The sequence below is a fragment of the Bradyrhizobium sp. WBOS08 genome, assembly GCF_024585125.1.
In the GTDB taxonomy this organism is placed as follows: domain Bacteria; phylum Pseudomonadota; class Alphaproteobacteria; order Rhizobiales; family Xanthobacteraceae; genus Bradyrhizobium; species Bradyrhizobium japonicum_B.
Genome location: NZ_CP028988.1, coordinates 5,545,687 through 5,569,668 on the forward strand (window position 1 = coordinate 5,545,687; position 23,982 = coordinate 5,569,668).

Sequence of the window (23,982 nt, forward strand, 5' to 3'; positions counted from 1 at the left end):
TGAACCCGAGCCGGACGTATCATTTGATAGAACCGGTGCGATTTTTGGCGGCGCCATGGAAAGAGCCCACGACGTGATGATCCGGAACCTGTCCGAGCACACCGCGCTCGCAGAGGAGGATCTAAAGGAGATTCGCGCGCTCACCTTCACGCTACGCGATATCGAGCCGAACGAGGATTTCATCCGCCAGGGCGACGAACCCGAACATTCGGTGCTGGTCGTCTCGGGCATGGTCGCGCGCTACCATCTGCTCGGCGGCGGCGGGCGACAATATCTTGCCTTCCACCTCACCGGCGACTTGCCGGACGCGCAAGGCCTGTTCATCGACGAGATGGACCACGGATTGAGCGCGCTGGGGCCGGCCACGGTTGCCTTCATCCCGCACCGCGAATTGTTCACCGCGTTCCGGCGGCGGCCGACCTTTGCGCTGGCCGTCTGGCGCGAGACGCTGCTCGATGCCGCGATCTTTCGCGAGGCCATCACCAACAACAGCGCCCGGCCGATGCAGGCGCGCATGGCTCACCTGTTCTGCGAGCTTTTCTACCGCGCCCGCGCCGCGCAGCTCGTCCGCGGCAATCGCTGCCCCTTTCCGATCAGCCTGGCGCAACTCGGCGAGACGCTGGGCATGGCGATCGCGACCGTGAACCGGACGCTGGCCGAGCTCCGGCGCAGCGGCGCCATGGATCTGCGTGAGGGCGAGCTGATCGTGCTGAAATGGCGCGACTTGCAGCGGTTCGGCGATTTCAGCCCGATCTATCTGCACCAGAAGCGGCAGTCGCCGCGGCATGGCTGAGACCGCCGCTAGCCATCGGCGGATGGCGCGCCGAGCACTTCGTCACAATGCTTCTTCACCCAATCGTTGCAGCAGCAAGCCCTGGCGTCGAGCGCCGCGGCGTCGAGGATCAGGATGGCGCCGCGCCGGGTGGCGAGGATGCGCCGGGCCTTGAACATCTGGATGACGCGACTGGCATAGCTGCGGGAGACGCCGAGCATGCCGGCGAGCTGCTCGTGGGTGAGGGGGACCTCGGCCTGGCCGATCCGCGCCTGCGTGGAGATGATCCACTTGGCGGCGCGCTGCTCGATCGGATGCGCGGCGTTGCAGGCCGCGTTCTGCAGCAATTGCGCGAACTGGCAATCGGCATAGCGCGAGAACGCCTCTTGCAGCGCGGCCGACCGCTGCTGCGCCTGCTCGAGCGCGCGCAGCGGCAGCCGAACGAGCGTGCCGCCGAGCTTCACGACGATGCGCGAATAGGCGAGCGAAGGATTGCGGCCGGCGGCAACGCCCACCGCCCCCTCGCGTCCCACCAGCAGGCTTTCGACCTCGCGGTCATCCTCGACCGGAACGGCGAACGACACCAGCGTGGGGCCGCAGGGGAAATGAACCGCCGCCACGGCGTCGCCGGCATGATGCAGGATGTGGCCCGCCTCGAGGTCGACCGGCTGGAGATGAGGTGCAAGAAGCTCGAAATCTCGGGGGGCGAGCTGCCGGAGCAGATCGTTCGCGGGCCGACCGATCACAGTTTCTTCTCTTGGCTGGCCGGGAATCGGCGCCGGTCGCAACCCTACGTTTCCGTGGCGGAACCAACGGTTCCAAAGTGCACACAAGGGGCGGCTCAGGGGCCGAAAAGTTGGCGCGCGCTGCCTTGGCCGCGGAGACCGCAGGCGGCGATGAAGATCACCCCACCCGTGCTTCGCGGTCTGCCGTGGATCGGCGCTCGGCCGCGTGCGCGCGATAGGCGTCGATCGCCCTGTTGGCGAGCATCAGCTGCCGGCGTTCGCCGGTCCTGAGCTGGGCTTCGATGGCATCGAGAAGGAAGTTCGCGCTCTCGTCCGGCGGGCCGAGCTCGCCGCTCTGCTCGAGGCAGCTCCAGGCGATGAAGAATGCGCTTTCGACGGTGCAGCGAATGGACATGCGCTGCCAACGCGGCGAGACCGAAGGCGTTCCGTGCTGCGGGCCCGACTTGCGTCGGGCCCGCAGCCAGCGATCGATCAGTTCTTCAGCACGATGCGGCCGACGACCTTGCCGGCGCGGAGCTCGTCGATCCATTTCTGGACGTCGCCCATCGGCTCCTCGCGCATCGGCGTCGGCTTGATCTTGCCGGCGCGCGCCAGCGCCATCAGCTCATGGGCCTCGGCGAGCGTGCCGACCATGAAGCCCTCGATGGTCATGCGCTTGTAGACCCATTGCACCATCGGCAGCGTGAACTGGCCGCCCATCAGGCCGGAGACCACGATCTTGCCGCCGCGCGCGGCGACCGCGACGGCAAAGGCCATCGACTTCTCGTTGCCGGCGAAATCGACGATCTCGTCGAAGCCGCCTTCGGTCTCCTTGAGGATGCGCTTGATCACGTCGGGCTCGGACGGGTCGTAGGCGACCGCGGCGCCATTCTTCAGCGCGGTGTCGCGCGCGGCCGGCGAGAGGTCGGCGACCGTGATCGGCTGCTTGAACATCGCTTGCGCGAACGACAATCCCATCATGCCGACGCCGCCGAGACCGATCAGCAGCAGGTTGCGCTGGCGCGGACGGTCGACCAGGCGCTTGAGCGCGCCATAGGCGGTGACGCCGGAGCACATCAAGGTCGCGGCCTGGTTGACGGGCAGGGGATCGTAGTCGAGCAGATATTTCGCGTCGGGCACCAGCACGTGGGTGGCAAAGCCGCCGTCGATGGAGACGCCGAGGAAGCGCTGCTTCACGCAGAGATTCTCGTCGCCATTGGCGCAATCGCGGCACTGGCCGCAGCCGATCCAGGGGAAGACGGCCTTCTTGGCGCCGACGAGACTCGGCGCGACGTCCGGGCCGACCTCGTCGACGACGCCCGCGATCTCGTGGCCAAGGGTGAACGGCAGCGTCATGCCGCGCGTGGTGTCGAGCTTCTTGCCGCCGCCGAGATCGGCATAGCCGTCCTGGATGTGCAGGTCGGAATGGCAGAGGCCGCAGCGCTCGATGCGCACCAGAACCTCGGCGCCTTTCGGCTTCGGCGTGTCGACGATGGTCTCGCACAAGGGCGCGTCGAACTTGACCAGGGACTGCCTGCGCATCAGCGCCATTTTCTTTCCTCCGGAATTCTTGGTTACTCGGTTTCGCTGCGTATATCCGCCAATTCGCGCGCCATGGCAACAAAGCCGGAGATGGGAATGGTCTCCGCGCGCCGGGTCGCATCGACGCCGGCGGCCTGCGCGAGCCGCGCCGGATCCGCTCGAAGCGCCTTCAGGCTCTGCCGCAGCATCTTGCGGCGCTGGCCGAAAGCGGCGGCTGCGACCTGTTCGAGCAGCTTGCGATCGCAGGCAAGCGGCTCCGCGCGCGGCTTGAGGCGCACCACGGAGGAGGTGACCTTGGGCGGCGGCACGAAGGCGGACGGCGCGATGTCGAACAGGATCTTGGTCTCGCAGCGCCAGTTGGCGAGCACGCCGAGCCGGCCATAGGCCTCCTCGTCCTCGTGCGCCACGATGCGCTCGGCGACCTCGCGCTGGAACATCAGCACCATCATGTCGTACCAGGGCGGCCAGGGCTCGCTGGTGAGCCAGTTGATCAGGAGCTGGGTCGCGATGTTGTAGGGCAGGTTGGCGACGATCCTGGCTCGCTCGCCATCGAGCAACGGGCGGGGATCGAATGTCATGGCGTCGCCATGCACGATCTCGAGCCTGCCGGGATAGCGCGTGGAAATATCCTGCAAGGCCGGGATCGCGCGTTCGTCGTGCTCGATGGCGATGACCCGCCGCGCGCCGAGCGCCAGCAGGGCGCGCGTCAGCCCGCCCGGGCCGGGGCCGATCTCGACGATGGTGGACTCCTCGAGCGGCGCCGCGGCGCGCGCGATGCGCGCCGTGAGATTGAGATCGAGCAGAAAGTTCTGGCCGAGCGATTTGCGCGCCGACAGCGCGTACCGGCGAATGACCTCGCGCAGCGGCGGGAGGTCGTCGATCGCGCTCATCAGCTTGGTGAGCTTGCTGAAGCCGCCATGCGGCTGGCGAGCCTCAAGGCTGCGATCAGGCTCGCCGGGTTGGCCTTGGCCGTGCCGGCGATGTCGAAGGCGGTGCCGTGATCGGGCGAGGTGCGGACGAAGGGCAGGCCGAGCGTGACATTGACCGCGTTGTCGAACGCGACCGTCTTGATCGGGATCAGAGCCTGGTCGTGATACATGCAGATGGCGCAGTCATAGGTGCTGCGCGCGGCCTCGTGGAACATGGTGTCGGCGGGCAGTGGGCCCCTGGTCTCGATGCCGTCATTGCGCAGGACCTTCAGCGCCGGGGCGATGATGGTCTGCTCCTCGTGGCCGAGCGAGCCGTCCTCGCCGGCATGCGGATTGAGGCCGGAGACCGCGATGCGCGGCCGCGCGATGCCAAAGCGGGATTTCAGCTCGGTTGCGACGATGCGCACGGTCGCGACGATCAGCTCGCTGGTGAGCTGGGCCAGGGCATCGCGGATCGAGAGGTGAATGGTCACCGGCACCACGGCGAGCTGCGGCGACCATAGCATCATCACCGGCTGCGGCACGCGCCCGCTCTCTGCGGCGAGCTCGGCGAGGAATTCGGTGTGGCCGGGATGACGGAAGCCGGCGCGGTAGAGCACGCTCTTGGCGATCGGATTGGTGACGACGGCGCTGGCGCGGCCCTCGCGCACATCCGTTACCGCCTGCCGGATCGAGGCAAGCGCGGCCGGCGCGCTCGATGCATCGGGCTTGCCGGGCTCGGCGGTCGCGCGCTCGCCGGTGGCGACCACGGGCAGCGCATCGTTGAAGGCGGAAGCCGCCTCGCCGGGGCTCACTGCCGCGGTCCGGACGCCGGCCCCCAGCGACGGGGCGAGCGCCTTGGCGCGGCGCGCGATCAGCGCCTCGTCGCCGAGCAGATAGAAGGCGGGCAGGTTCAGCTCGCGGCGCCGCAGCCAGGCTGCGATCGTGATGTCGGGACCGATGCCGGCCGGCTCTCCCAGGGTCAGGGCAAGGGGAAGGGCAGGCGGCTTTGCTGCGCGATCGGCCATCAGCGGTTGCGATATTCGATCATCGCCGCCTTGCGGAGCTCGTCGAGATAGGCCTTCTGGGTCTTCTCGTATTTCTCCTGGTACATCTTCTCGCGGACCTCGCGCTTCTTCGGCGTGTCGATCATGGTCGGCTTGCGCGAGCACAGCACCACCATCTCGATGCCGTTCTTGGTCAGCTCGGGCGCGGTCAGGTGGCCGATCGGGGTATCGTCGAGCACCTTGCGCAGCGCCTCCGGCAGCTCGGCGCTGGTCTTGGTGACGGTGTCGCGGATGGTGGCGTTCGGCGTCGAGCGGAACAGCGAATTGGCTTCCTCGCAGCTGCCGACCCGCGCGCGATAGCTCTCGGCTTCCTTCTTCCGGGTCTCCATGAACGCGGAGGACGAGCCGCGCGGCACGATCAGCACGATCGGCTGCATCTTGTACTCGGTGCCTTCGACCTGCAGCTTGTCGCCGGTCTGGGCCTGCACGGCCTGCGCGACGTCGCGCTCGCCGACGAGCAGCTTCTCCTTGAAGCGGCCGCGCACGAGGCTGCCCCAGACCATCTCGGCCCTCATGCGGCTCTTCAGCGTTTCGGGGCGGAGGCCCTTGGATTCGAGCGACTTGGCGAGCTGGTCCGAGGTAATGCGCATGCGCTGCGCCATGCCCTCGAAGGACTGGTTGATGTCGGAGGCGCTGGGATCGACCCCGTACTTCTTGCCCTCCTTGATCTTCACCTTGTCGTCGATCAGCTGGTTGATGACGTCCTGCCGGCTCGGGGTCTTCTGCGTCGTCAGCTGGTCGAGCTTGGAGCGCTGCTCGATATCGAAATCGGTGATCGGATCGCCGTTGACCATGACGACGATGTTCTGCGCGCGCGACGGCGAGGGCAGTGCGGTCAGGATCAGCCCGGCACCGATGGCAAGCAGGAGGCGGAAGACGGGCAATGGGGTCGTCATGATTGTCGCTCGCATGTCAGCCGCGTCGAGCCTGTGAGAGGGGCAAGCGCGGCCGGCAGTTCAAACCGTTCACTGGAGGCCGGCGGAACTGCTGCTCGCCGACGAGGTCGCCAGCGTGCGCAGACCGATCTGGAACATGAACGCGTGGCTCAGCGTGGGCGGCGCGGTTCCCGCGGCATAACTATACGAAGTTACATAGTTCGCCGCCAGCACGAAGCAATCGTCGACATAGCCGGCACCGAGCACATATTGGTTGATCTTGTTGGCCTCGAGATCCCACCGCGCCGAGCCCGACACCACCCAGTTGGTCGCCACCTTCAGCGAGCCCGTGGTCAGGATGCCCTCGCGGCGCGTGAGATAGCCGAGCTCCGGCTGGGCTGCGTAATTGCCGTAGATCACGCTGACCGCCCAGCGATTGAAGTTGGCGCGGCCTTCCGCCTCGAAGCGCTGCACGTTCCAGGTCTGCTCGTCCATGCGGGAGCGGACGCTGAAGGTGTAGGTGCTGTTGGGCGAGTAGCTCGTGCTCGCGACGTAATCGGAACGCGGCTTGTCCAGGCCGGAATTGAGGCCGGTGTTCATGGCGTCGTTGACCGCGAAGGAGTTCAAGCCGAACAGCTGGTAGGACTGGCCGAACAGCACCTTGACGGCGCCGCCCCGGTCGAACTGCGTGGTGGACTGCACGCCGACATTGGCGCGGCCGCCGCCCTCGACGCGGTCGTAGCCGGAGAACTTGTCGACGCTGAACAGGTTCGAGGCGTCGAACACCAGGCTCTGGGCGTCCTCGTTCGGGAGCCTGCCGGCATAGGTCTCGTTCGGCCGGATGATGATCTGCGCGATCGGCTCGACCGTGGTCGATCCCCAGGGCTGAATGTTGATGAAGGGGTAGCGGTATTCGAGGCCCACGGTCGGCATCAGGCGGAACGCCTGGGTGTCGCCGACCGGAAGATAGTTCGACACGCCCGGCTGGTTGGAGACCGAGGAGTTGATCGCGTCGGCGCGCAGGCTCGCGAACGGCGTCCAGATCTGGCCGAACGGATCGGTGAAGGACTTGCGCCACTGCGCTTCCGCCGTGAGGCGGGTGTAGGTGCCGGCGAAGCCGCGCAGCAGGCACTGCGAGGGCATGCGGGCGAGCGGATCGGCCGACGCCGTCGTGCACAGGCTGCTGGTATTGGCGGTCGTCGTGATCGGATCGAACACCGCCTGGTCACGCGACAGGTTGACGAAATTGGTCTTGTAGCTGACCTCGCCGCCGAAGACCGGATAGTTGAGCACGTTGGAATAGTCGATCACCGGATAGACGATCGGCACCTGGCTCTGGTTGCCCGAATAGCTCAGCCAGTACATCGTGCGCGCGTCGAAGAAGCTGCGGTTGCCGACGCCGGTCAGATAGAGCTGCGACAGCGCCTCCGTCGGCAGCAGCAGGAACGAGCCGAGCGGATCGCGGTACTGATAGAGGCGGTAGTCCGAGAAGAAATAATAGTCGGACATCAGGACGCCGTCCCAGCCCCAGACCCATTTGTCGTTCAGCGCGAACTGACCCTTGGTGTCGACGGCGCCGCGGAAGTCGCGGTCGCCGGGCTGGCCGGAGAACGCGCCGGGATCGAGCTGGTTGATGCCGTAAGCGCGGATCTGGTAGGCGCCGTCGATCAGGCGCTGACGGAATTCGCCCTGCAGCATCACGCCCTGCCGGGTCATGAAGCGGGGGGTGAAAGTCGCGTCCATGTCGGGCGCGATCGCCCAGTAATAAGGAACCTCCGCGCCGAATCCCGTGTTCGTCGTGCCCGGGAAATAGCCCGGCATCAGGAAGCCGCTCTTGCGCTTCACGGTCGGGTCGGGCGTCGAGAAATAGGGCATGTAGGCGAGCGGCACGCCGAAGAACTCGATCTGTGCCGTCTCGAAATACAGCATCTTCTCCTGCTGGTCGTGGATGATGCGCGCACCCTTGACCTGCCACAGCGGCGGCTTCTTCGGATCGTCCCGACACGGCGCGCAGGCCGTGTAGACGCCGTTCTCGAACACCGTGTAATTGCCGCTGGAGCGGTCGGCGCGGCTGGCGGCCATGCGGGTCTGGTCGGCGGTGTCCGCGCGCAGCGAATCGACGAAACCGTCGCGGTAATCGTCGGAGAGATCCATGATCTCGGCATAGGTGATCTTGCCGTCGGCATCCGTCATGCGGATGTTGCCTTCGGCATGCAGCCGCTTGGTCTTCTGGTCGTAGATGACCCTGTCGGCCTCGACGCTGGTGCCGTTGTAGAACAGCTGGACGTTGCCGACCGCGGAGACGCGCGAATTATTGTAGTCGTAGTCGACCTCGGTCGCCTGAACCAGCATCTGGTTGTCGTTGGGGGCCTTGGGCGGCTTCGGACGCGGCGGCAGCGGATTGTAGGTATATTGGGCGGAGGCCGGCGTCACGGCGGCAACGTCGATCAGCCCACCGAGCGAGGCCGCGGTCACGACGGCGAGCAGCAGCCTGGACAAGCCGCGCCCGTCCGCGCGCACCAAGATGCGCCGCGTCAACCGAGACACGAGCCCTCGTTGGACGGCACTCACTAACCGTCCTCCTGGTAGAGCAAGGCCAAAAAGCCGGTGAGGCCGCCCACTACAACGGGCAACCACGCCGCAGCGATCGGATGCATCAACTCAGCCTTGCTCAGATCCTCAGTTACTTTCGACAGAACGTAGAGCAGAAAGCCTGCGCCCACGCCACTCAAAACCATCTTCTGCACGCCGCCCATCCGGAAGAAGCGCAACGACACGGAGGCCGCGAGCATCACCATGGCGGCAAGCAAAAACGGCTGTGCCAGAAGCTTCTGATACTGGAGTCGGTATCCGGCTGTCGCGAAGCCCGAGCTTTCGGACGAGCGGATGTAGCTCGGTAGTTGCCAAAAGGACACAGTCTCGGGGGTGGAAAAGCTGTTGCGGACCTGCGCCTCGGTCAGCGTCGTCGGAATCTCCAGGCTGGCCTGGTCGATCGGCGGGGCGTCCAGCGAGAAGCGGCGGACCCCCTTGAACAGCCAGCGGCCGGCCTCGAGCGTCGCCTCGCGCGCCTCGACCCGTTCCTTGAAGTGCTGGTCCGGGTCGAACCGGAACAGCGTCAGCCCCGTGAGCCGGATGCCCTGCTGCTCGCTGCGCGCCGCATTGATGATGGTCTGGCCGTCGCTGGTCACCTGATTGAGCCAGAAGCCGGAAGCGTCCTGGATCCCGCCGCCCGGAGCCGAGCCGAACAGCTCGGCCTCCATGCGCTTGGAGGCCTCGCGCAAGTTCGCCGACATCGGATTGTAGGCGACGGTGGCGATCACGCCGATCAGGAGCGCGCTGCCGAGCGCCGGCGCGATGAACTGCCATGCGGAGATGCCGGCGGCGCGGGCGACCACGAGCTCGAGCCGGCGGGAGAGGGCGAGATAGCAGGTCATGGCGCCGATCAGCATGCAGAACGGCGTCAGCTTCTCCAGGAGCTGCGGCACCCGGAACAGCGAGGTCTCGGCCACCATGAGCGCCGAGGCGGAGGCAAGGCCGGAGGTCTTGCGCACCATCTCGATGTAGTCGACCAGAACCAGCAGCAGGAAGATGCTCGCGAACACGCCGAGCGCCGCGACCACGAAGCGGCCGGCGAAATAGCGCCCGAGTGTGTTGGTGAGCATGCTCATGCGGTGGCCGGACGTCCGAACAGCCGCGCGATGCGCGCGTTCGACCTGTTGATGGCCTCCATCAGGCCGGGGGGCGGCTCGACCACGACGCCGCTGATGATCATCCACAACCCGAGGCCGATGGCGCCGAACACCATCGCGTATTGCACCAGCACCGGGCCCGACGACTTCACCGCCATCACCGAGCAGGCAAAGCCCGCCATGCGCAGCCCGAACACCGCGATGATCGACGAGCCGATCGAGAAGTTGCGGCTCTGGCGGGTGGTGCGCGGCGCGCCGAGGAAGGCGAAGGTCAGCACGGCAAAGGCGAAGGGATAGATCGGCGCGAGCAGGCTGTCATGCAGGGCCGAGCGGAATTGCCCTGGAATCTGCTTGTAGACGGGGTCGTCCTCGGACGGCGAGAACAGCTCCCAGAGATAGCGCTCGCGGATGCCGAGGGTGACGTCGCGGCCCTGGTTGGAGAATTTCGACATGTCGAAGCCGTAGCGGCCGAAAGCCACCAGCGCCGGATCGCGCTTGCCCGCCTCGAAGCGCTGCAGATTGCCGGTCTCCAGCACCAGGAACGAGCCGGTGTCGTTCTTCACGATCTCGCCGCGTTCGGCGACGATCGAGACGCGCTCGTTCGGATCGCGGCGGTCGTCGATGAAGATGCCGGCAAGAACGCCGCCGGGCAGGCGTTCGCGAATCCGGATCGTGAGGTTCTTGTCGAGCTGGGCGAAGCGGCCGGGCTGCAGGATGTTGGTGAGCACGTCGGCGGTGATCTCGGCGTCCCACTGCTTGATTCGCCGCATGCCGTCGGGGGCGAGATAGGCCGCGATGAAGGCGACCAGCAGCGCCACCACGCAGGTGGCGTAGAAGAACGGATAGAACAGCCGGAACGGCGAGAAGCCGGCGGCATTCATCACGATGATCTCGGAATCGGTCGCGAGCTTGTTCAGCGTGTGCGAGATCGCGATCATCAGCGCGATCGGCGAGATGATCAGCACCAGGGCCGGGACGACGAGGCTGGTGATGCCGAGGAAGGTGAGGATGGTCTGACCCTGGCTCGTCATCAGGTCGATGCCGCGCAACGCCTGCGTAATCCAGATCACGCCGGTGAGGCTGACCAGGACCAGCGCAAACGACGCCAGCGTCGTGCGGAAGATATACCTATCGATCGACCCCATGCGCTACCGCACGAACCCCACCACGTCCCCAATGTCGGCCGAAAATTCCGCTTGCCCAACCAATCCCCGATCAGGGGATCCCCAAGGTTGGCCACAGGGCTCTTCCGCCAGCTCACTCTCTCACTACCATCCCTTTGATCCGTCAACAAAATGGCTGGCCCGTGGCACCCTCAATATATGGTTAATATTTCGCTCGTTGTGGCCTTGAGGCCACGGGGGCGCTTGGCATTGGCCCGGCCGCTGGCCCATAGTGCGCAAGGCTCAGTGAATCGTCGTTCAGGGCTCGCCCCGGCGGATCGCCGCGAATGAGAAAAGATCAAGGCTTTTAAAGGAGTTACCCATGTCCGATGCCATCAAGGTCGGCTTCGTCCCGTTGTCATCAGCCGCCCGTGGCATCCTGGTCGTGTTCTGCGACGACAGCCTCAAGGTCGGTCCCGCGACGGCCAAGGCGCTGGGCGGCGCTGTCGATCTCGTGAAGCGTGCGGCGGCTGCCGCCGCCTTCAAAGGGAAAAGCGGGGCCGCGCTGGACATCCTGGCGCCGGAGGGCGTGAAGGCCACCCGCCTGCTCGTGATCGGCGCCGGCAAGGCGACCGACCTGAAGACGAACGATTTCCTCAAATTCGGCGGTGTGGCCGCGAGCAAGCTTCCCAGCGGCACTGCCGCCATGACCGTCATGGCGGAACTGCCGGCGGGAGCAATGACGAGCGAGCAGGCGGTTGCGGTCGCCTCCGGCCTGCGCCTACGCGCCTACAAGTTCGACCGTTATAAGACAAAGAAGAAGGACGGCGAGGAGGGCGGCTCGCGCGCCGACATCTCGCTGGCGGTCGGCGATGCCGCTGCCGCGAAGAAGGCGTTCGTCGCGGCCGGCCATGTCATCGACGGCGTGATGATCGCGCGCGACCTCGTCAACGAGCCGCCGAACGTGCTCTTCCCCGAGGAGTTCGCGCGCCGCGCCAGTCAGCTCCGCAAGCTCGGCGTCAAGGTCGAGGTGCTCGACGTCAAGGCGATGCAGAAGCTCGGCATGGGCGCGCTGCTCGGTGTCGGCCAGGGCTCGGCGCGGCCGAGCCGGGCCGTGATCATGCGCTGGGACGGCGGCAGGAAGGGCGAGGCGCCGGTCGCCTTCGTCGGCAAGGGCGTCTGCTTCGACACCGGCGGCATCTCGATCAAGCCGGCCGGCAGCATGGAGGACATGAAGGGCGACATGGGCGGCGCGGCCTGCGTCGTCGGCCTGATGCACGCGCTGGCGGCGCGCAAGGCCAAGGCCAACGTCGTCGGCGCCATTGGCCTCGTCGAGAACATGCCCGACGGCAATGCGCAGCGGCCGGGCGACATCGTCACCTCGATGTCGGGCCAGACCATCGAGATCATCAATACCGACGCCGAGGGCCGTCTCGTGCTGGCCGACGTGCTCTGGTACGTCGCCAAGAAGGTGAAGCCGAAATTCATGGTCGATCTGGCGACCCTGACCGGCGCGATCGTGGTCGCGCTCGGCACCCACCATGCCGGCATGTTCTCCAACAACGACGAGCTGGCCGAACGTCTGCTGACGGCCGGCATCGAAACCGGGGACAAGGTCTGGCGCATGCCGCTCGGTCCGGAATACGACAAGCTGATCGACTCCCAGTTCGCCGACATGAAGAACACCGGCGGCCGTCATGGCGGCTCGATCACCGCGGCGCAGTTCCTGCAGCGCTTCGTCGACGGCACGCCATGGGCCCATCTCGACATCGCCGGCACCGCCATGGGCGCGCCCAAGACCGACATCAACCAGAGCTGGGGCAGCGGCTATGGCGTCCGCCTGCTCGACCGCCTGGTCGCCGACCATTACGAACGCAAATGACCCGAGATGACTGAAGTCCTGTTCTATCATCTGCAAAACATGACGGTGGAGAACGTGTTGCCGCCGCTTCTCGAGAAATCGCTCGAGCGCGGCTGGCGCGTCGTGGTGCAGTCGACCTCGGAAGAACGCGCCGACGCGCTCGATGCGCATTTGTGGACCTATCGCGACGATTCCTTCCTGCCGCATGCGACCTGGCGCGTGAGCGATGCCGCCGATCAGCCGATCGTGCTGGCGATCGAGCAGGGCAATCCGAACGGCGCCCATGTCCGCTTCCTGGTCGACAATGCCGCCCTGCCGGAGGACGCGCAGGGCTATGCGCGCATGGTGTTGCTGTTCAACGGCGACGATCCGGATGCGCTGGCGCTCGCCCGCAGCGCCTGGACGGATTGCAAGGCGCGGGGATTTGATGTCACCTATTGGCAGGCCGACGAGCGGGGCCGGTGGCAGAAGCGGAATTAGGGGCCCTTCGCAATTAATGATAATTTGCACTTTTCGGGCGACGCTGGCTTTGGTCACCTTCGTGCCGCAAAGTGATGTTGGGACAATCGCTTAGGGCTGACCCTTCACGCGGGGAATTTGGTTTATCGTGCGACATCAAAAGCTTCCCAAGTCGCTCCTGTTTGCGTTGGCTGCAATAGCACCGCTGGTCGCGGGCTGTTCGGGCGGGAGCGATCTGCTGTCGAAGGATGCGGAATGGTTCCGGAAACCGGGCCGTCTCTTCATCAAGAACATCTCGATCGAATCGCCGCCGCTGACCCCCGACAAGCCGGTCGGAGCTGAGGATCTCGTCAGCGCCGACGGCGGCTGTCCCGGCATGGCGCCGCCCGGGCCGGCCGATGCCAACGCATCGACGACGCCGGCGCCGATGGGTGGCACGGTCGCGCTCGGCCATACCGAATGCGACGTGGTGCGCGGCATCGGCGCGCCCTCGAGCGTCAACCTCTCCAACGATGCCGCCGGCCGCCGCGTTGCGGTGGTGATGTGGGCCACCGGCCCGCGCGCCGGCATCTACACCTTCACCGCCGGACGGCTGTCCTCGATCGAAGGCAATCCGGACCCGCAGCCGGTACCAAGGGCGGCCAAGCCGAAGAAGAAGCACACGTAAGTTGATATCGCCGCTGCTGATGCATGCCGTGTCCCGGACGCAGCGCAGCGCGTAAAGCGATGCGCTGCTGAGCCGGGGCCCAGGAGCCGAGCGCTGTGAAGCGCGGGTCCCGGCTCTGCGTCGCCTCATTTCATGCCGCGCCGCGTCCGGGACACGAGAACTCGTCTACCCCGCCGTCTCGTTCGCACTGATCGTCGCACACCTGATGCGTCGCTTTGCTGATGGCCCCACGCTCCGGAATGCGCTTTGATGGCGCCAACAACAATCCGGAGGAAACTATGCGGTTCGTCACTGTCCTCGTATCGGCTCTGCTTCTGCCGCTTAGCGCGGCGCTGGCCCAGGACTATCCGACGAAAACCATCACCATGCTGGTGCCGTTCGCCGCCGGCGGGCCGACCGACACCATCGCGCGGCTGACCGCGGCAGGCATGGCCAAATCGCTGGGCCAGCAGGTCATCGTCGAGAACGCGACCGGAGCCGGCGGCACCATCGGCTCGACCCGCGCCGCGCGCGCCCAGCCGGACGGCTACACGCTGCTGATCCATCACGTCGGTATCTCGACCGCGGCGACGCTGTACCGCAACCTCAGCTACGACACCAAGACGGCCTTTGCGCCGATCGGGCTGGTGACCAACGCGCCGATGACCATCATCGCGCGTGCGGATTTTCCGGCCAACACGCTCAAGGAATTGGTCGCCTACGCCCAGCAGCAGGGCGACAAGCTGACCTACGCGAATGCCGGGTTGGGTGCGGCATCGCATCTCTGCGGCATGCTGTTCATGACGGCGATCCAGAAGCAGCTCACCACGGTGCCGTACAAGGGCAACGGCCCGATCATGAACGATCTGCTCGGCAAGCAGATCGATCTCACCTGCGACCAGGCGACCAACACCACCGGTCCGATCACGGCCAAGCAGGTCAAGGCCTACGCGATCACCACCAAGGAGCGGCTGAAGAGCCTTCCCGACCTGCCGACTGCGGACGAGGCCGGCCTCAAGGGGTTCGAGCTCGGCGTCTGGCACGGCATCTATGCGCCCAAGGGCACACCGCCGGCGGTGATTCAGAAGCTGACGGCGGCGCTGCAGGCCGCACTCAGGGATCCCGCCTTGATCGCACGGTTCAACGACATCAACACCGAGCCGGTGCCGCAGGACAAGGCGACGCCCGAGGCGCTGGGCGCGATGCTGACGAGCGAGATCGACCGCTGGGCGCCGATCATCAAGGCGGCGGGGCAGTACGCGGACTGAGCCGGGGTCCAGGAGCCGCGTGCCGCGCTGACGCATGGGTCCCGGCTCTGCGTCGCGTCATTTCATGCCGCGCCGCGTCCGGGACACGAGAGCTCGCTTACCCCGCCGCCTCGTCGAACTGCGTGCTCGCCTCCAGCCATTGCTCCTCCGCCCGCGCCAGCGCGTCGGCCGCGTTGGCGCGCGCCTTCGATAGCTGCGCGGCCTGCTTTGGATCGCGCGTGAAAATGTCGGGCAGGGCCAGCGCCGTGTCGATCTTGGCGATGATCTCGCTGACGCGGGCGATCTCGGCTTCGGCTTCGGCGATGCGCTTCTTCAAGCCTCCGCGATTGTCCGACCTTGCGCGCTGCGGCTTTTCGCTTGGTGCGCTGCGCTCGCGCGGGGCGGGCTCGCCGTTGCGGGTCGACAGCACCAGGCGGCGATATTCGTCGAGGTCGCCCTCGTAATTGGTGACGGTGCGATCGGCGACGATCCAGAGCCGGTCGGCGCAGGCCTCGATCAGATAGCGGTCGTGCGAGACCATGATCACCGCGCCGGGAAATTCATTGATCGCCTCCGCAAGCGCGCCGCGGCTGTCGATGTCGAGATGGTTGGTCGGCTCGTCCAGGATGATCATGTTGGGGCCGAAGAAGGTGGCAAGGCCGAGCAGCAGCCGAGCCTTCTCGCCGCCGGACAATTTGCCGGCCTTGGTGTCGGCCGCTTTGCCGGAGAAGCCGATCGCACCGGCGCGCGCCCGCACTTTCGCTTCGGGCGCATCGCCCATCAGCTTGCGCACGTGGTCGTACGCCGAGGCGTCCTCGTTGAGCTCGTCGAGCTGGTGCTGCGCGAAATAGGCGATCGACAGCTTGTCGGCGCGCGTCACCTTGCCGGAGAACGGCGCGAGGCGTCCGGCCAGCAGCTTGACCAGCGTCGACTTGCCGTTGCCGTTGGCACCGAGCAGCGCGATGCGGTCGTCGTTGTCGATGCGCAAGGTGACGCGATTGAGCACGGGCGCGGCCGGATCGTAGCCGACCGAGGCGTTGTCGACCGCGATGATCGGCGGCGAGAGGATCTTCTCCGGCGCCGGGAAGCTGATCTCGCGCACGTCCTCGGTGACCAGCGCGGTGATCGGCTTCAGCCGCTCCAGCATCTTGACGCGCGACTGCGCCTGCCGGGCCTTCGAGGCCTTGGCCTTGAAGCGGTCGACGAAGGCCTGCAGGCGCGCGCGTTCGGCCTCCTGGCGCTTGACGGCCTTGGCATCGAGCAGTTCGCGCGCGGCGCGCTGCTCCTCGAACGAGGAATAGCTGCCCTTGTAGAGCGTGAGCTTGCCGCGCTCCAGATGCAGGATCTGGTCGACCGAGCTTTCGAGCAGGTCGCGGTCGTGGCTGATCACGATCACCGTGCGCGGATAATGCGCGAGGTGATCCTCCAGCCACAACGTGCCTTCGAGGTCGAGATAGTTGGTGGGCTCGTCGAGCAGCAACAGATCGGGCGCCGCGAACAGGGTGGCGGCCAGCGCGACGCGCATGCGCCAGCCGCCGGAAAATTCGGCGCAGGGGCGGAGCTGATCGGCGGCGGAGAAGCCGAGGCCGGAGAGAATCGCGGCGGCGCGGCTCGGCGCCGAATGCGCGTCGATGTCGACGAGGCGGGTCTGGATCTCGGCGATCCGATGCGGATCGGTCGCGCTCTCGGCTTCAGTGAGCAGCGCGTCGCGTTCGAGGTCGGCCTTGAGCACGACGGAGATCAGGCTTTCCGGTCCGTTCGGGGCTTCCTGGGCCAGGCTGCCGATCCGCCAGCGCGGCGGCAAGGTCACCGAGCCATGCTCGGCGGCCAGCTCGCCGCGGATCACCTTGAACAGCGTCGACTTGCCGGTGCCGTTGCGTCCGACCAGGCCGACGCGCGAGCCCGGCGTGATCTGCACGGAGCTCTGGTCAATCAGAAGGCGTCCGGCGAGGCGGATGGAGAGGTCGGTAATGGATAGCATGCGGCCTTGTCACCGCAGCCGCCGTCAAACGCAACCCGTTTCTGCAGCGGCTTTGACGCGCCGCTCAATGCGCGTCGCGGTCGCGGCGATCCAGCTCGTTGAGGAGCTGCTCCAGATGTGTCGGGAGCCGGGGCTCGGGACGCAGGCTCTGCTGGAGCCGTTCGCCCACGGCATCGCAAATCGATCGGCTGGTGCGCCGATCGATTTGTTCGCTGTCATTGGCAAAATGCCCAGCCATCACCAGGTTCCGTGTTCTCAAAGTCAAGACACGGTACCAAGTCATTGACCCCCAAAATGGTTTCGCCAATCCTTGGGGATCGCTGCCATTCTCGTCAAAATTGCATGGAGCCCGCCACATCCGCCCAAAATGCGGAGCCCCGGCGGGGGGATCGCCGGGGCTCCTCTTGGAAGGTACCTGTGGGGGGCGCAGATACCTCGGGGTTTTAGGAAGGTGCTGTCGGGCTCAGTAGCAGCGGTTGATCAGCCGCCAGCGGGGTCCCCAGGGGGTCGGGACCAGCCGGCGCACATAGCAACCGCCATAGCCGTAGGAGACGGGGGCATAGAAGCGCGGTCCGCCCCAGCGATGGCCGCCGTGCCAGCCGCCACCGCCATGCCAGCCCGGACCGCCGCCATGCCAGTGAGCGGAGGCCGAGGTCGGCGCCAGCGCGGCACCGAGCGCAACCGCAGCGACAGCGGCAAGCGAAAGTTTCCTCAACATGGTGATCTCCTCAAAACTGCCGGCGCGGGGCATCCGCGTCGATCAAAAGGCCGCCGAAACGGTCCGCCTGATGGTCAGGCATTGGGTTTCGATGGAAGGAGCATAAGCCGGCAGGCCGAACCAAAGCCTGAATGGAGGCTTCAGATTTGGTTCATCTGGGTGAAATGTCGGTAATTCATGTCCGCATCCGGCCGGGCCGCCGGTGGCGAGGCGCCGGCGAGGCCGTCCGGACGCTCGCTTGCCGTCCGGCGAAGGCGCCGATATAAGCCCCCCAACCTGGCAACCACCGCTTTTCTTCCCAAGGACAGATCATGGCCCTCGAACGCACTTTCTCGATCATCAAGCCCGACGCGACCGCGCGTAACCTGACCGGCGCCGTCAATGCCGTGATCGAAAAGGCGGGCCTGCGGGTCGTCGCGCAGAAGCGCATCCGCATGACCAAGGAGCAGGCCGAGACCTTCTATTCCGTCCACAAGGCGCGCCCGTTCTTCGGCGAGCTCGTCGAGTTCATGACCTCCGGTCCGGTCGTGGTGCAGGTGCTGGAAGGCGAGGGCGCCATTGCCAAGTACCGCGAGGTGATGGGCGCGACCGATCCGGCCAAGGCCGCCGAGGGCACCGTCCGCAAGCTCTACGCCAAGTCGATCGGCGAGAATTCGGTGCACGGGTCTGACGCTCCGGAGACGGCCGCGATCGAGATCGCGCAGTTCTTCTCGGGCAACGAGATCGTCGGCTGATCGATCGGCCGTAAGTCGAATCGGCCGTAAGTTAAAGACTGGGCGAAAGGACTCATTGTGGACTGGCTCTGGCAGATCTTCGATCCCGCTACGATCGGGGCATTCTTCACCCAGTTTCGCAACGAGATGGCTGCGCCGACCTTCTGGCTTGCGGTCGGCAAGATCATCTGGATCAACATCCTGCTCTCCGGCGACAACGCGCTGGTGATTGCGCTGGCGTGCCGCGGCCTCTCGCCGCGACACCGGCTGTGGGGCATGATCTTCGGCGCCGGCGCGGCGGTGATGCTGCGGATCATCTTCACCGGCATCGTTGCCACGCTGATGGGCCTGCCGTACCTCAAGCTGATCGGCGGTCTTGCGCTGATCGTGATCGCGGCCAAGCTGCTGGTGCCGGAGCACGAGGACGAGGACGACGTCGACGCCGCCGCGCATCTGTGGCACGCCATCCAGATCGTCGTGGTCGCCGACATCGTCATGAGTCTCGACAACGTCATTGCGGTGGCCGCCGCTGCCAATGGCAGCGTGCCGCTCCTGATCCTCGGCCTTGCCATCAGCGTGCCGCTGATCGTCGCCGGCGCGGCGCTGATCATGGCGCTGCTCGAAAAGCTGCCGGTGCTGGTCTGGGCCGGCGCGGCGCTGCTCGGCTGGATCGCGGGCGAGGTGATCGCGACCGATCCCGGCGTCGCGCCCGGGCTGCATGCGCTGTTCGACGGTCCGTTCGGCGCCTCGCTCGACGCCATGCTCGGTGCCCTGCGCATCCCGCCGCAATTCGGCCATGGCGGGGCCGGCGGCGAATATTTCTGCGCCGCGCTCGGCGTCCTCGTCGTGCTGGTGGTCGGCACCATCTGGCGCCGGCGCAAGCTGATGGCCGCCGCGCTGGAATCCTCCGAGCGCCACGCCAGGGCGTCGGCCGAGTAGGCCGGCCGCTCAGTCGATGGTGCCGAGCTCCGTCACCGGCGTCGTCCAGTAGACCATCTTGGTTCCGGCGAACGAAGCCCGCAGCCGCTCGACCAGCCGGCCGGCATCTTGCCCTGCCAACACCACTTGCACGACGGTCTGGTCGGCATGGCCCTTCACGCGTTCGGCCGCGGTATGCAACAAGACCTCCGCGCCGTGACCGGCGGCCGCAAGGGCCGTGAATCCCGAAACCAGATCGCCCTGTTCGGCGAGATAGTCGAACACCTCGTCGCGGAGCCGATGCGGCACGATCAGCGTGAGGCAGACGGGTTGGTCGATCATTTCGCCACCTTCGACGTTCCGCCGTAGCGGCGATACAGGATCGGCAGGAGAATCAGGGTGAGCAGGGTGGAGGACAGCAATCCTCCAATCACGACGATTGCGAGCGGCCGCTGCACCTCGGATCCCGGCCCGGAAGCGAACAGCAGCGGGATCAGGCCCAGCGCCGTGATGCTGGCGGTCATCAGCACGGGCCGAAGCCTGCGCATGGCGCCTTCGACGACGATGCGGTCCTCGGGCGGGCCGTGGGTGCGCAGCTGATTGAAGTAGGACACCAGGACGACGCCGTTGAGCACGGCGATGCCGAGCAGCGCGATGAATCCGACCGAGGCCGGCACCGACAGGTATTCACCCGTCGCCACCAGGGCGAAGACGCCGCCGATCAGGGCAAAGGGAATGTTGACGAGCACCAGCAAGGCCTGGCGGATGGCGCCGAACGTGGTGAACAGCAGCACGAAGATCAGGCCGATCGCGACGGGGACCACGATCGACAGGCGTGCGGCGGCGCGCTGCTGGTTCTCGAACTGTCCGCCCCAGGTCAGCCGGTAGCCGCTCGGAAGCGGCAGCTCGGTGGCTACCTTCTCGCGCGCCGCTTCGACGAATCCGACCATGTCGCGACCGCGCACGTTGGCGCGCACCACGCTCATGCGGGCGCCGTCCTCGCGGTCGATCTTCACCGGGCCGTCGACGCGCTGGATGCGAGCGACCTGCGACAACGCCACATGCTGTCCCGAGGCCAGCGTCAGCGGCAGGCTCGCCAGCAAGGTCGGTGCTTCCCGCGTCGTCTCGCTGCCCCGGATCAGGATCGGCGTGCGGCGTCCCACCTCGAGTGCGGTCCCGATGGTCCGGCCCTCGATCTGGGTCCGCAGCGCGTTGACGATCGAATCCACGGTCAGGCCGAGGCGGCCGGCCTCCATGCGATTGACCGCAACCGTGTAATATTGGGCGCCTTCGTTCAGCGTGGTGTAGACGTCCTCGGCCCCGTCGATGCTGGAGAGGATCGCCGACAATCTTGCCGCGGTCTCGTTCAGCCTGGCGATGTCGGGGCCGAAGATCTTGACGGCGACGTCGCCGCGCACACCGCTGATCATCTCCTGCACGCGCATGTCGATGGGCTGGGTGAAGCTGAGCGAGATGCCGGGAAAGCCGCTCAGCACCTCGCGAAGCTTCTGCAGCAGGTCCTCGCGGTTGTCGCTGGCGCGCTCGGCGGCGGGCTTGAGCACGAGGAACGTGTCGGTCTGGTTCGGGCCCATCGGATCGAGGCCGAGCTCGTCCGACCCGGTGCGGGCGACGATGCCGGCAATATCAGGCACGGCCAGCAGCGCAGTCTGGAGCCGCGCGTTCATCGCAAGCGATTCATCGAGGTTGACGGAGGGAAGCGTCTCCACGCTGACGATGACGTCGCCTTCGTCCATCGTCGGCATGAAGGTCTTGCCGAGCTTGGTGTAGGCGAAGCCCGCCGCGACCAGGCCGATCAGCGCCGCCGCCATCACCTTGCGCTCGTTGTTCAAGGCCCAGTCCAATGCCGGCGCGTAGACCCGTTGGGCCGCACGCACCAGCAGGGGATCGCGATGCGAGGCAGACTTGAGCACGAAGGAGGTCGCGACCGGGATCACTGTGAGCGCCAGCAGCAGCGAGCCGGCCAGCGCGAAAATGATCGCCAGCGCGACCGGGATGAACAGCTTGCCCTCCAGCCCCTGCAGCGTCAGCAGGGGGACGAACACGATGATGATGATGAGCACGCCCGAGGCGACCGGCTCCAGGACTTCGCAAACCGAACGGTAGATCAGGTGGATCAACGGCAGAGCTTTGCCCGGTTCGTGCTTGCCGAGGTTGCCGACGATGTTCTCGACCACGACGACCAGGGCGTCGATCAGCATGCCGATCGCGATCGCAAGTCCGCCGAGGCTCATCAGGTTGGCCGACATTCCCACCACGCGCATGATGATCAACGAGATCACGATGGCGAGCGGCAGGCTGAGCGCGATCACGAGCGAAGCCCGCCAATTGCCGAGGAACAGCAGCAGCAGAACGATGACGAGAACGGTGGCCTCGCCGAGCGCCCGCACCACGGTGCCGACGGCGCGGTTGACGAGGCGGCTGCGGTCGTAGAACACGTTGATCGAGACGCTCTTGGGCAGCGTGCCTTGCAGCTCGGCGAGCCGGGCGCGCACGTCGCGGATGAGCTGACCCGCATTGGCGCCGCGCAAGCCGAGCACGAGCCCCTCGACGGTTTCGCCGCGGCCGTTCGCCGTGACGGCGCCATAGCGCGTCAGCGTCCCGACTTTGACGGTCGCGACGTCGTTGACCAGGATCGGCACGCCCTCGCGGGTGTCGACCACGATGGCCTTGATGTCCTCGATCGAACGGATGCTGCCTTCGATCCGGACCAGCGCGCTGTCCTCGCCCTGGTTCACACGTCCGGCGCCGTCGTTGCGGCTGTTGGCCTCGATGGCGCGGCGAAACAGGTCGTAGGAGATGCCGCGCGCGGCCAGCGCATCGTTGCGCGGCACGATCTCGAAGGCGCGGACATAGCCGCCGAGCGCATTGACGTCGGCAACGCCGGGCACCGTCCGCAGCGCGGGGCGGATCACCCAGTCGAGCAGGGTGCGGCGCTCGGCGAGCGAAAGCTCGGGGCTGTCGATGGTGAACATGAACATCTCGCCGAGGGGGCTCGTGATCGGCGCCAGACCGCCGATCACGCCTTCCGGGAAGTCGCGCGAGATGTTCGACAGGCGCTCCGAGACCTGGTTGCGCGCCCAGTAGATGTCGGTGCCGTCCTCGAAATCGACGGTGATGTCGGCCAGCGCGTATTTCGTGGTCGAACGAAGCACCTTCTTGTTCGGCAAGCCGAGCAGCTCCAGCTCGATGGGGACGGTGATGCGCTGCTCGACCTCTTCGGGGGTGAGACCCGGCGCCTTCATGATGATCTTCACCTGAACCGGCGAGACGTCGGGGAAGGCGTCGATCGGCAGGCCGGGCAGGAGGACGGCGCCGGCGCCGATCACCAGCAGCACGCTCAGCATCACGAACAGCCGCTGCGACAACGCGAACGCAACCAGGCGGCGCAGCATCTATTGTCCCAGTCCCGACAGAATGCCGCGAAGCGCCGAGATGCCGCCGATCGCGATGGCATCGCGGTCCGTGATCAGGCCCGACACGACGACGTGATCCTGATCCTCCGCGAGCAGCTTGACCGGGACCAGGCGGAAGCCGCCGTCGAAGGCGACGAAGACCGAGGTCTGCTCGCCCCGCCGGATCAGCCCGCCATAGGGAATCTCAAAGGCGCTTTCGCCGGCGGAGAGAAAGCCGATGCGGGCAACGGTGGTCTGACCGGGATGCAGCTCGCCGTCGTTGGGAACTTCGGCGCGAACCAGAATGGTCTGGGTGGCGTGATCGATGGTATCGGAGACCAGCACGACCCTGCCGGGCGTGGAATAGCCCTCGACCTCGACTTTCGCGCCGGTGCGGATCGCCCGAATATTGGCGGCGGGGACTGCGATCTCGGCCCACAGCGGCGAGAGGCGCGCCAGCTTGACCAGCGGCGCGGATTGTTCGAGCCGCTGCCCCGGCGACACCGTGACCTCGACCACGGACGCGGTCTGCGGCGCGTTGACCGTGAGCGTGCCGCTGATCGCCGCTTCCTGGGCCAGTCGGGAAATGGCATCGTCCGACATCCCGCTCAGGCGCAGCACCTGGCGCCGCTCGGCGACGACGAGAGCGGCCTGGCGCGCTTCGGCCTGGCTCGCCTCCAGCACGCGTTGCGGCACGGCCTTGCCTTCGAACAGATCGACGTTCCGCTTGAGCTGCTGGCTGGCGAGATGCTCCTGCGCGATCGCGTGCAGATAGTCGCGTTGCTGGGAGACGAAGCTCGGGCTCTCCAGGGTGACCAGCGGCTGGCCGGCCGTGGCGCGATCGCCGCGCCCGACCAGGAGATTGGCGACCATGCCCGCCACCGGTGCGCTGACCACCCACAATTGCGGCGTGGGGATCATGATCTGGACGGGGTAGGGCAGCGTCAGATCGGTCCGGCTGGCAACCGGATGGGTCACGCGGACGCCGAGATTGCGCGCCTGCGCATCGCTCAGCTTCACCTCGTCCTGCGCCATCGATACGGAGCTCGGCAGGCACAATGCAATGGCGAAGAGCGCACGAACGAGCACGCCTCCGGAAGAGGTGAGAGGCAGAGTTTTGCGACGGACTCGCATCAGGAATAACCCACGCCCGGAGGCGAACGAAGCGCTGATCGGTGGCGGCTTTGGATTACTCCGCCGCCGCGTTGATGGGTTGATTTGCCTCAAGCGGGCCAGCCATCGTTGACGGCTGCTCGCGGTTCGCAGCGCGTTTCGCTTGATCTCGGTTGATTGCTTCATGGCCGTAGAGGTCAAGCTGTCTTCATGCCGTTCGGAAAGGGGGCCA

At 66.4% G+C, this 23,982-nt stretch carries 22 protein-coding genes; 7 read left to right on the forward strand and 15 right to left on the reverse strand.

Features of this window, described 5'->3' with window-relative positions:
- Positions 1 to 55 precede the first annotated feature (55 nt).
- The gene (locus tag DCM80_RS26020; protein ID WP_257194330.1) at positions 56 to 793 is read left to right on the forward strand and encodes a Crp/Fnr family transcriptional regulator; all 738 of its coding nucleotides are present in this window, start codon (positions 56 to 58) and stop codon (positions 791 to 793) included.
- Positions 794 to 801: 8 nt separating this feature from the next.
- Here DCM80_RS26020 and DCM80_RS26025 read toward each other — a convergent pair whose 3' ends face one another.
- The 9 genes from DCM80_RS26025 to lptF all read right to left on the reverse strand — a co-directional run bounded on the left by DCM80_RS26025 (position 802) and on the right by lptF (position 10,723).
- Positions 802 to 1,518, reverse strand: a complete 717-nt coding sequence (locus DCM80_RS26025) for a Crp/Fnr family transcriptional regulator (RefSeq protein ID WP_257194331.1) — start codon at positions 1,516 to 1,518, stop codon at positions 802 to 804.
- A gap of 157 nt (positions 1,519 to 1,675) precedes the next feature.
- Positions 1,676 to 1,912 (reverse strand): hypothetical protein, encoded by a 237-nt coding sequence (locus DCM80_RS26030; protein ID WP_257180376.1) that lies wholly within the window; start codon positions 1,910 to 1,912, stop codon positions 1,676 to 1,678.
- Positions 1,913 to 1,989: 77 nt separating this feature from the next.
- Entirely contained in the window at positions 1,990 to 3,048 is a 1,059-nt protein-coding gene (locus tag DCM80_RS26035; RefSeq protein WP_028136830.1) for an alcohol dehydrogenase, read from the reverse strand.
- Between the two features lie 23 nt (positions 3,049 to 3,071).
- On the reverse strand, positions 3,072 to 3,929 hold the full coding sequence (gene rsmA, locus DCM80_RS26040; protein ID WP_257194332.1) for a 16S rRNA (adenine(1518)-N(6)/adenine(1519)-N(6))-dimethyltransferase RsmA: 858 nt from the start codon (positions 3,927 to 3,929) through the stop codon (positions 3,072 to 3,074).
- The gene (pdxA, locus tag DCM80_RS26045; RefSeq protein ID WP_257194333.1) at positions 3,929 to 4,975 is read right to left on the reverse strand and encodes a 4-hydroxythreonine-4-phosphate dehydrogenase PdxA; all 1,047 of its coding nucleotides are present in this window, start codon (positions 4,973 to 4,975) and stop codon (positions 3,929 to 3,931) included. The genes rsmA and pdxA overlap by 1 nt, the downstream gene beginning before the upstream one ends.
- Complete coding sequence (locus DCM80_RS26050; RefSeq protein ID WP_257194334.1) at positions 4,975 to 5,910, reverse strand: SurA N-terminal domain-containing protein; 936 nt, start codon at positions 5,908 to 5,910, stop codon at positions 4,975 to 4,977. The genes pdxA and DCM80_RS26050 overlap by 1 nt, the downstream gene beginning before the upstream one ends.
- Positions 5,911 to 5,979: 69 nt before the next feature.
- Positions 5,980 to 8,460 (reverse strand): LPS-assembly protein LptD, encoded by a 2,481-nt coding sequence (locus tag DCM80_RS26055; RefSeq protein WP_028136826.1) that lies wholly within the window; start codon positions 8,458 to 8,460, stop codon positions 5,980 to 5,982.
- Positions 8,460 to 9,557, reverse strand: a complete 1,098-nt coding sequence (gene lptG / locus DCM80_RS26060) for an LPS export ABC transporter permease LptG (protein ID WP_257194335.1) — start codon at positions 9,555 to 9,557, stop codon at positions 8,460 to 8,462. The genes DCM80_RS26055 and lptG overlap by 1 nt, the downstream gene beginning before the upstream one ends.
- Entirely contained in the window at positions 9,554 to 10,723 is a 1,170-nt protein-coding gene (lptF, locus tag DCM80_RS26065) for an LPS export ABC transporter permease LptF (RefSeq protein WP_257194336.1), read from the reverse strand. Before lptF ends, lptG begins: the two co-directional genes overlap by 4 nt.
- 340 nt (positions 10,724 to 11,063) lie before the next feature.
- Between lptF and DCM80_RS26070 the strand changes: the two genes are divergently transcribed.
- From DCM80_RS26070 to DCM80_RS26085, 4 genes are all read left to right on the forward strand, one after another.
- On the forward strand, positions 11,064 to 12,563 hold the full coding sequence (locus tag DCM80_RS26070) for a leucyl aminopeptidase (RefSeq protein WP_257194337.1): 1,500 nt from the start codon (positions 11,064 to 11,066) through the stop codon (positions 12,561 to 12,563).
- Between the two features lie 6 nt (positions 12,564 to 12,569).
- Positions 12,570 to 13,022, forward strand: coding sequence for a DNA polymerase III subunit chi (locus DCM80_RS26075; protein WP_257194338.1), 453 nt, complete (start codon positions 12,570 to 12,572; stop codon positions 13,020 to 13,022).
- 166 nt (positions 13,023 to 13,188) lie between these two features.
- Positions 13,189 to 13,668, forward strand: a complete 480-nt coding sequence (locus tag DCM80_RS26080) for a hypothetical protein (protein WP_257198050.1) — start codon at positions 13,189 to 13,191, stop codon at positions 13,666 to 13,668.
- Between the two features lie 278 nt (positions 13,669 to 13,946).
- The gene (locus DCM80_RS26085; RefSeq protein WP_257194339.1) at positions 13,947 to 14,915 is read left to right on the forward strand and encodes a tripartite tricarboxylate transporter substrate binding protein BugD; all 969 of its coding nucleotides are present in this window, start codon (positions 13,947 to 13,949) and stop codon (positions 14,913 to 14,915) included.
- A gap of 97 nt (positions 14,916 to 15,012) precedes the next feature.
- On the opposite strand, the gene DCM80_RS26090 is transcribed toward DCM80_RS26085, so the two are convergent.
- The 3 genes from DCM80_RS26090 to DCM80_RS26100 form a co-directional block, all read right to left on the reverse strand.
- Complete coding sequence (locus DCM80_RS26090) at positions 15,013 to 16,875, reverse strand: ABC-F family ATP-binding cassette domain-containing protein (protein ID WP_257194340.1); 1,863 nt, start codon at positions 16,873 to 16,875, stop codon at positions 15,013 to 15,015.
- Between the two features lie 64 nt (positions 16,876 to 16,939).
- The gene (locus DCM80_RS26095) at positions 16,940 to 17,113 is read right to left on the reverse strand and encodes a hypothetical protein (protein ID WP_257194341.1); all 174 of its coding nucleotides are present in this window, start codon (positions 17,111 to 17,113) and stop codon (positions 16,940 to 16,942) included.
- A 225-nt stretch (positions 17,114 to 17,338) separates the two neighbouring features.
- Positions 17,339 to 17,593, reverse strand: coding sequence for a sulfur globule protein precursor (locus tag DCM80_RS26100; RefSeq protein WP_257180360.1), 255 nt, complete (start codon positions 17,591 to 17,593; stop codon positions 17,339 to 17,341).
- A gap of 311 nt (positions 17,594 to 17,904) precedes the next feature.
- On the opposite strand from DCM80_RS26100, the gene ndk reads away from it, so the two are divergent.
- Together ndk and DCM80_RS26110 are read left to right on the forward strand one after the other, a co-directional pair.
- Positions 17,905 to 18,327, forward strand: coding sequence for a nucleoside-diphosphate kinase (gene ndk, locus DCM80_RS26105; protein ID WP_257194342.1), 423 nt, complete (start codon positions 17,905 to 17,907; stop codon positions 18,325 to 18,327).
- A 57-nt stretch (positions 18,328 to 18,384) separates the two neighbouring features.
- Positions 18,385 to 19,245, forward strand: coding sequence for a TerC family protein (locus tag DCM80_RS26110; protein ID WP_257194343.1), 861 nt, complete (start codon positions 18,385 to 18,387; stop codon positions 19,243 to 19,245).
- A gap of 9 nt (positions 19,246 to 19,254) precedes the next feature.
- Here DCM80_RS26110 and DCM80_RS26115 read toward each other — a convergent pair whose 3' ends face one another.
- Genes DCM80_RS26115 through DCM80_RS26125 form a run of 3 tightly spaced genes read right to left on the reverse strand, consistent with a single transcriptional unit; the run spans position 19,255 to position 23,672 of the window.
- Positions 19,255 to 19,566 carry a DUF3240 family protein gene (locus tag DCM80_RS26115; protein ID WP_257194345.1) on the reverse strand — a complete coding sequence of 104 codons (312 nt, stop codon included), beginning with the start codon at positions 19,564 to 19,566 and terminating at the stop codon, positions 19,255 to 19,257.
- Positions 19,563 to 22,637 carry an efflux RND transporter permease subunit gene (locus DCM80_RS26120; RefSeq protein WP_257194346.1) on the reverse strand — a complete coding sequence of 1,025 codons (3,075 nt, stop codon included), beginning with the start codon at positions 22,635 to 22,637 and terminating at the stop codon, positions 19,563 to 19,565. Before DCM80_RS26120 ends, DCM80_RS26115 begins: the two co-directional genes overlap by 4 nt.
- Positions 22,638 to 23,672 (reverse strand): efflux RND transporter periplasmic adaptor subunit, encoded by a 1,035-nt coding sequence (locus DCM80_RS26125; protein ID WP_257198057.1) that lies wholly within the window; start codon positions 23,670 to 23,672, stop codon positions 22,638 to 22,640.
- Between the last annotated feature and the right edge of the window lie 310 nt (positions 23,673 to 23,982).

Coding starts and splice junctions, on each gene's coding strand:
- DCM80_RS26020 (WP_257194330.1), top strand. CDS start 56: ATGGAAAGAGCCCACGACGTGATGATCCGGAACCTGTCCGAGCACACC.
- DCM80_RS26030 (WP_257180376.1), bottom strand. CDS start 1,912: ATGTCCATTCGCTGCACCGTCGAAAGCGCATTCTTCATCGCCTGGAGC.
- DCM80_RS26035 (WP_028136830.1), bottom strand. CDS start 3,048: ATGGCGCTGATGCGCAGGCAGTCCCTGGTCAAGTTCGACGCGCCCTTG.
- rsmA (WP_257194332.1), bottom strand. CDS start 3,929: ATGAGCGCGATCGACGACCTCCCGCCGCTGCGCGAGGTCATTCGCCGG.
- pdxA (WP_257194333.1), bottom strand. CDS start 4,975: ATGGCCGATCGCGCAGCAAAGCCGCCTGCCCTTCCCCTTGCCCTGACC.
- DCM80_RS26050 (WP_257194334.1), bottom strand. CDS start 5,910: ATGACGACCCCATTGCCCGTCTTCCGCCTCCTGCTTGCCATCGGTGCC.
- lptG (WP_257194335.1), bottom strand. CDS start 9,557: ATGAGCATGCTCACCAACACACTCGGGCGCTATTTCGCCGGCCGCTTC.
- lptF (WP_257194336.1), bottom strand. CDS start 10,723: ATGGGGTCGATCGATAGGTATATCTTCCGCACGACGCTGGCGTCGTTT.
- DCM80_RS26070 (WP_257194337.1), top strand. CDS start 11,064: ATGTCCGATGCCATCAAGGTCGGCTTCGTCCCGTTGTCATCAGCCGCC.
- DCM80_RS26075 (WP_257194338.1), top strand. CDS start 12,570: ATGACTGAAGTCCTGTTCTATCATCTGCAAAACATGACGGTGGAGAAC.
- DCM80_RS26085 (WP_257194339.1), top strand. CDS start 13,947: ATGCGGTTCGTCACTGTCCTCGTATCGGCTCTGCTTCTGCCGCTTAGC.
- DCM80_RS26090 (WP_257194340.1), bottom strand. CDS start 16,875: ATGCTATCCATTACCGACCTCTCCATCCGCCTCGCCGGACGCCTTCTG.
- DCM80_RS26095 (WP_257194341.1), bottom strand. CDS start 17,113: ATGGCTGGGCATTTTGCCAATGACAGCGAACAAATCGATCGGCGCACC.
- DCM80_RS26100 (WP_257180360.1), bottom strand. CDS start 17,593: ATGTTGAGGAAACTTTCGCTTGCCGCTGTCGCTGCGGTTGCGCTCGGT.
- ndk (WP_257194342.1), top strand. CDS start 17,905: ATGGCCCTCGAACGCACTTTCTCGATCATCAAGCCCGACGCGACCGCG.
- DCM80_RS26115 (WP_257194345.1), bottom strand. CDS start 19,566: ATGATCGACCAACCCGTCTGCCTCACGCTGATCGTGCCGCATCGGCTC.
- DCM80_RS26120 (WP_257194346.1), bottom strand. CDS start 22,637: ATGCTGCGCCGCCTGGTTGCGTTCGCGTTGTCGCAGCGGCTGTTCGTG.
- DCM80_RS26125 (WP_257198057.1), bottom strand. CDS start 23,672: ATGGCGCAGGACGAGGTGAAGCTGAGCGATGCGCAGGCGCGCAATCTC.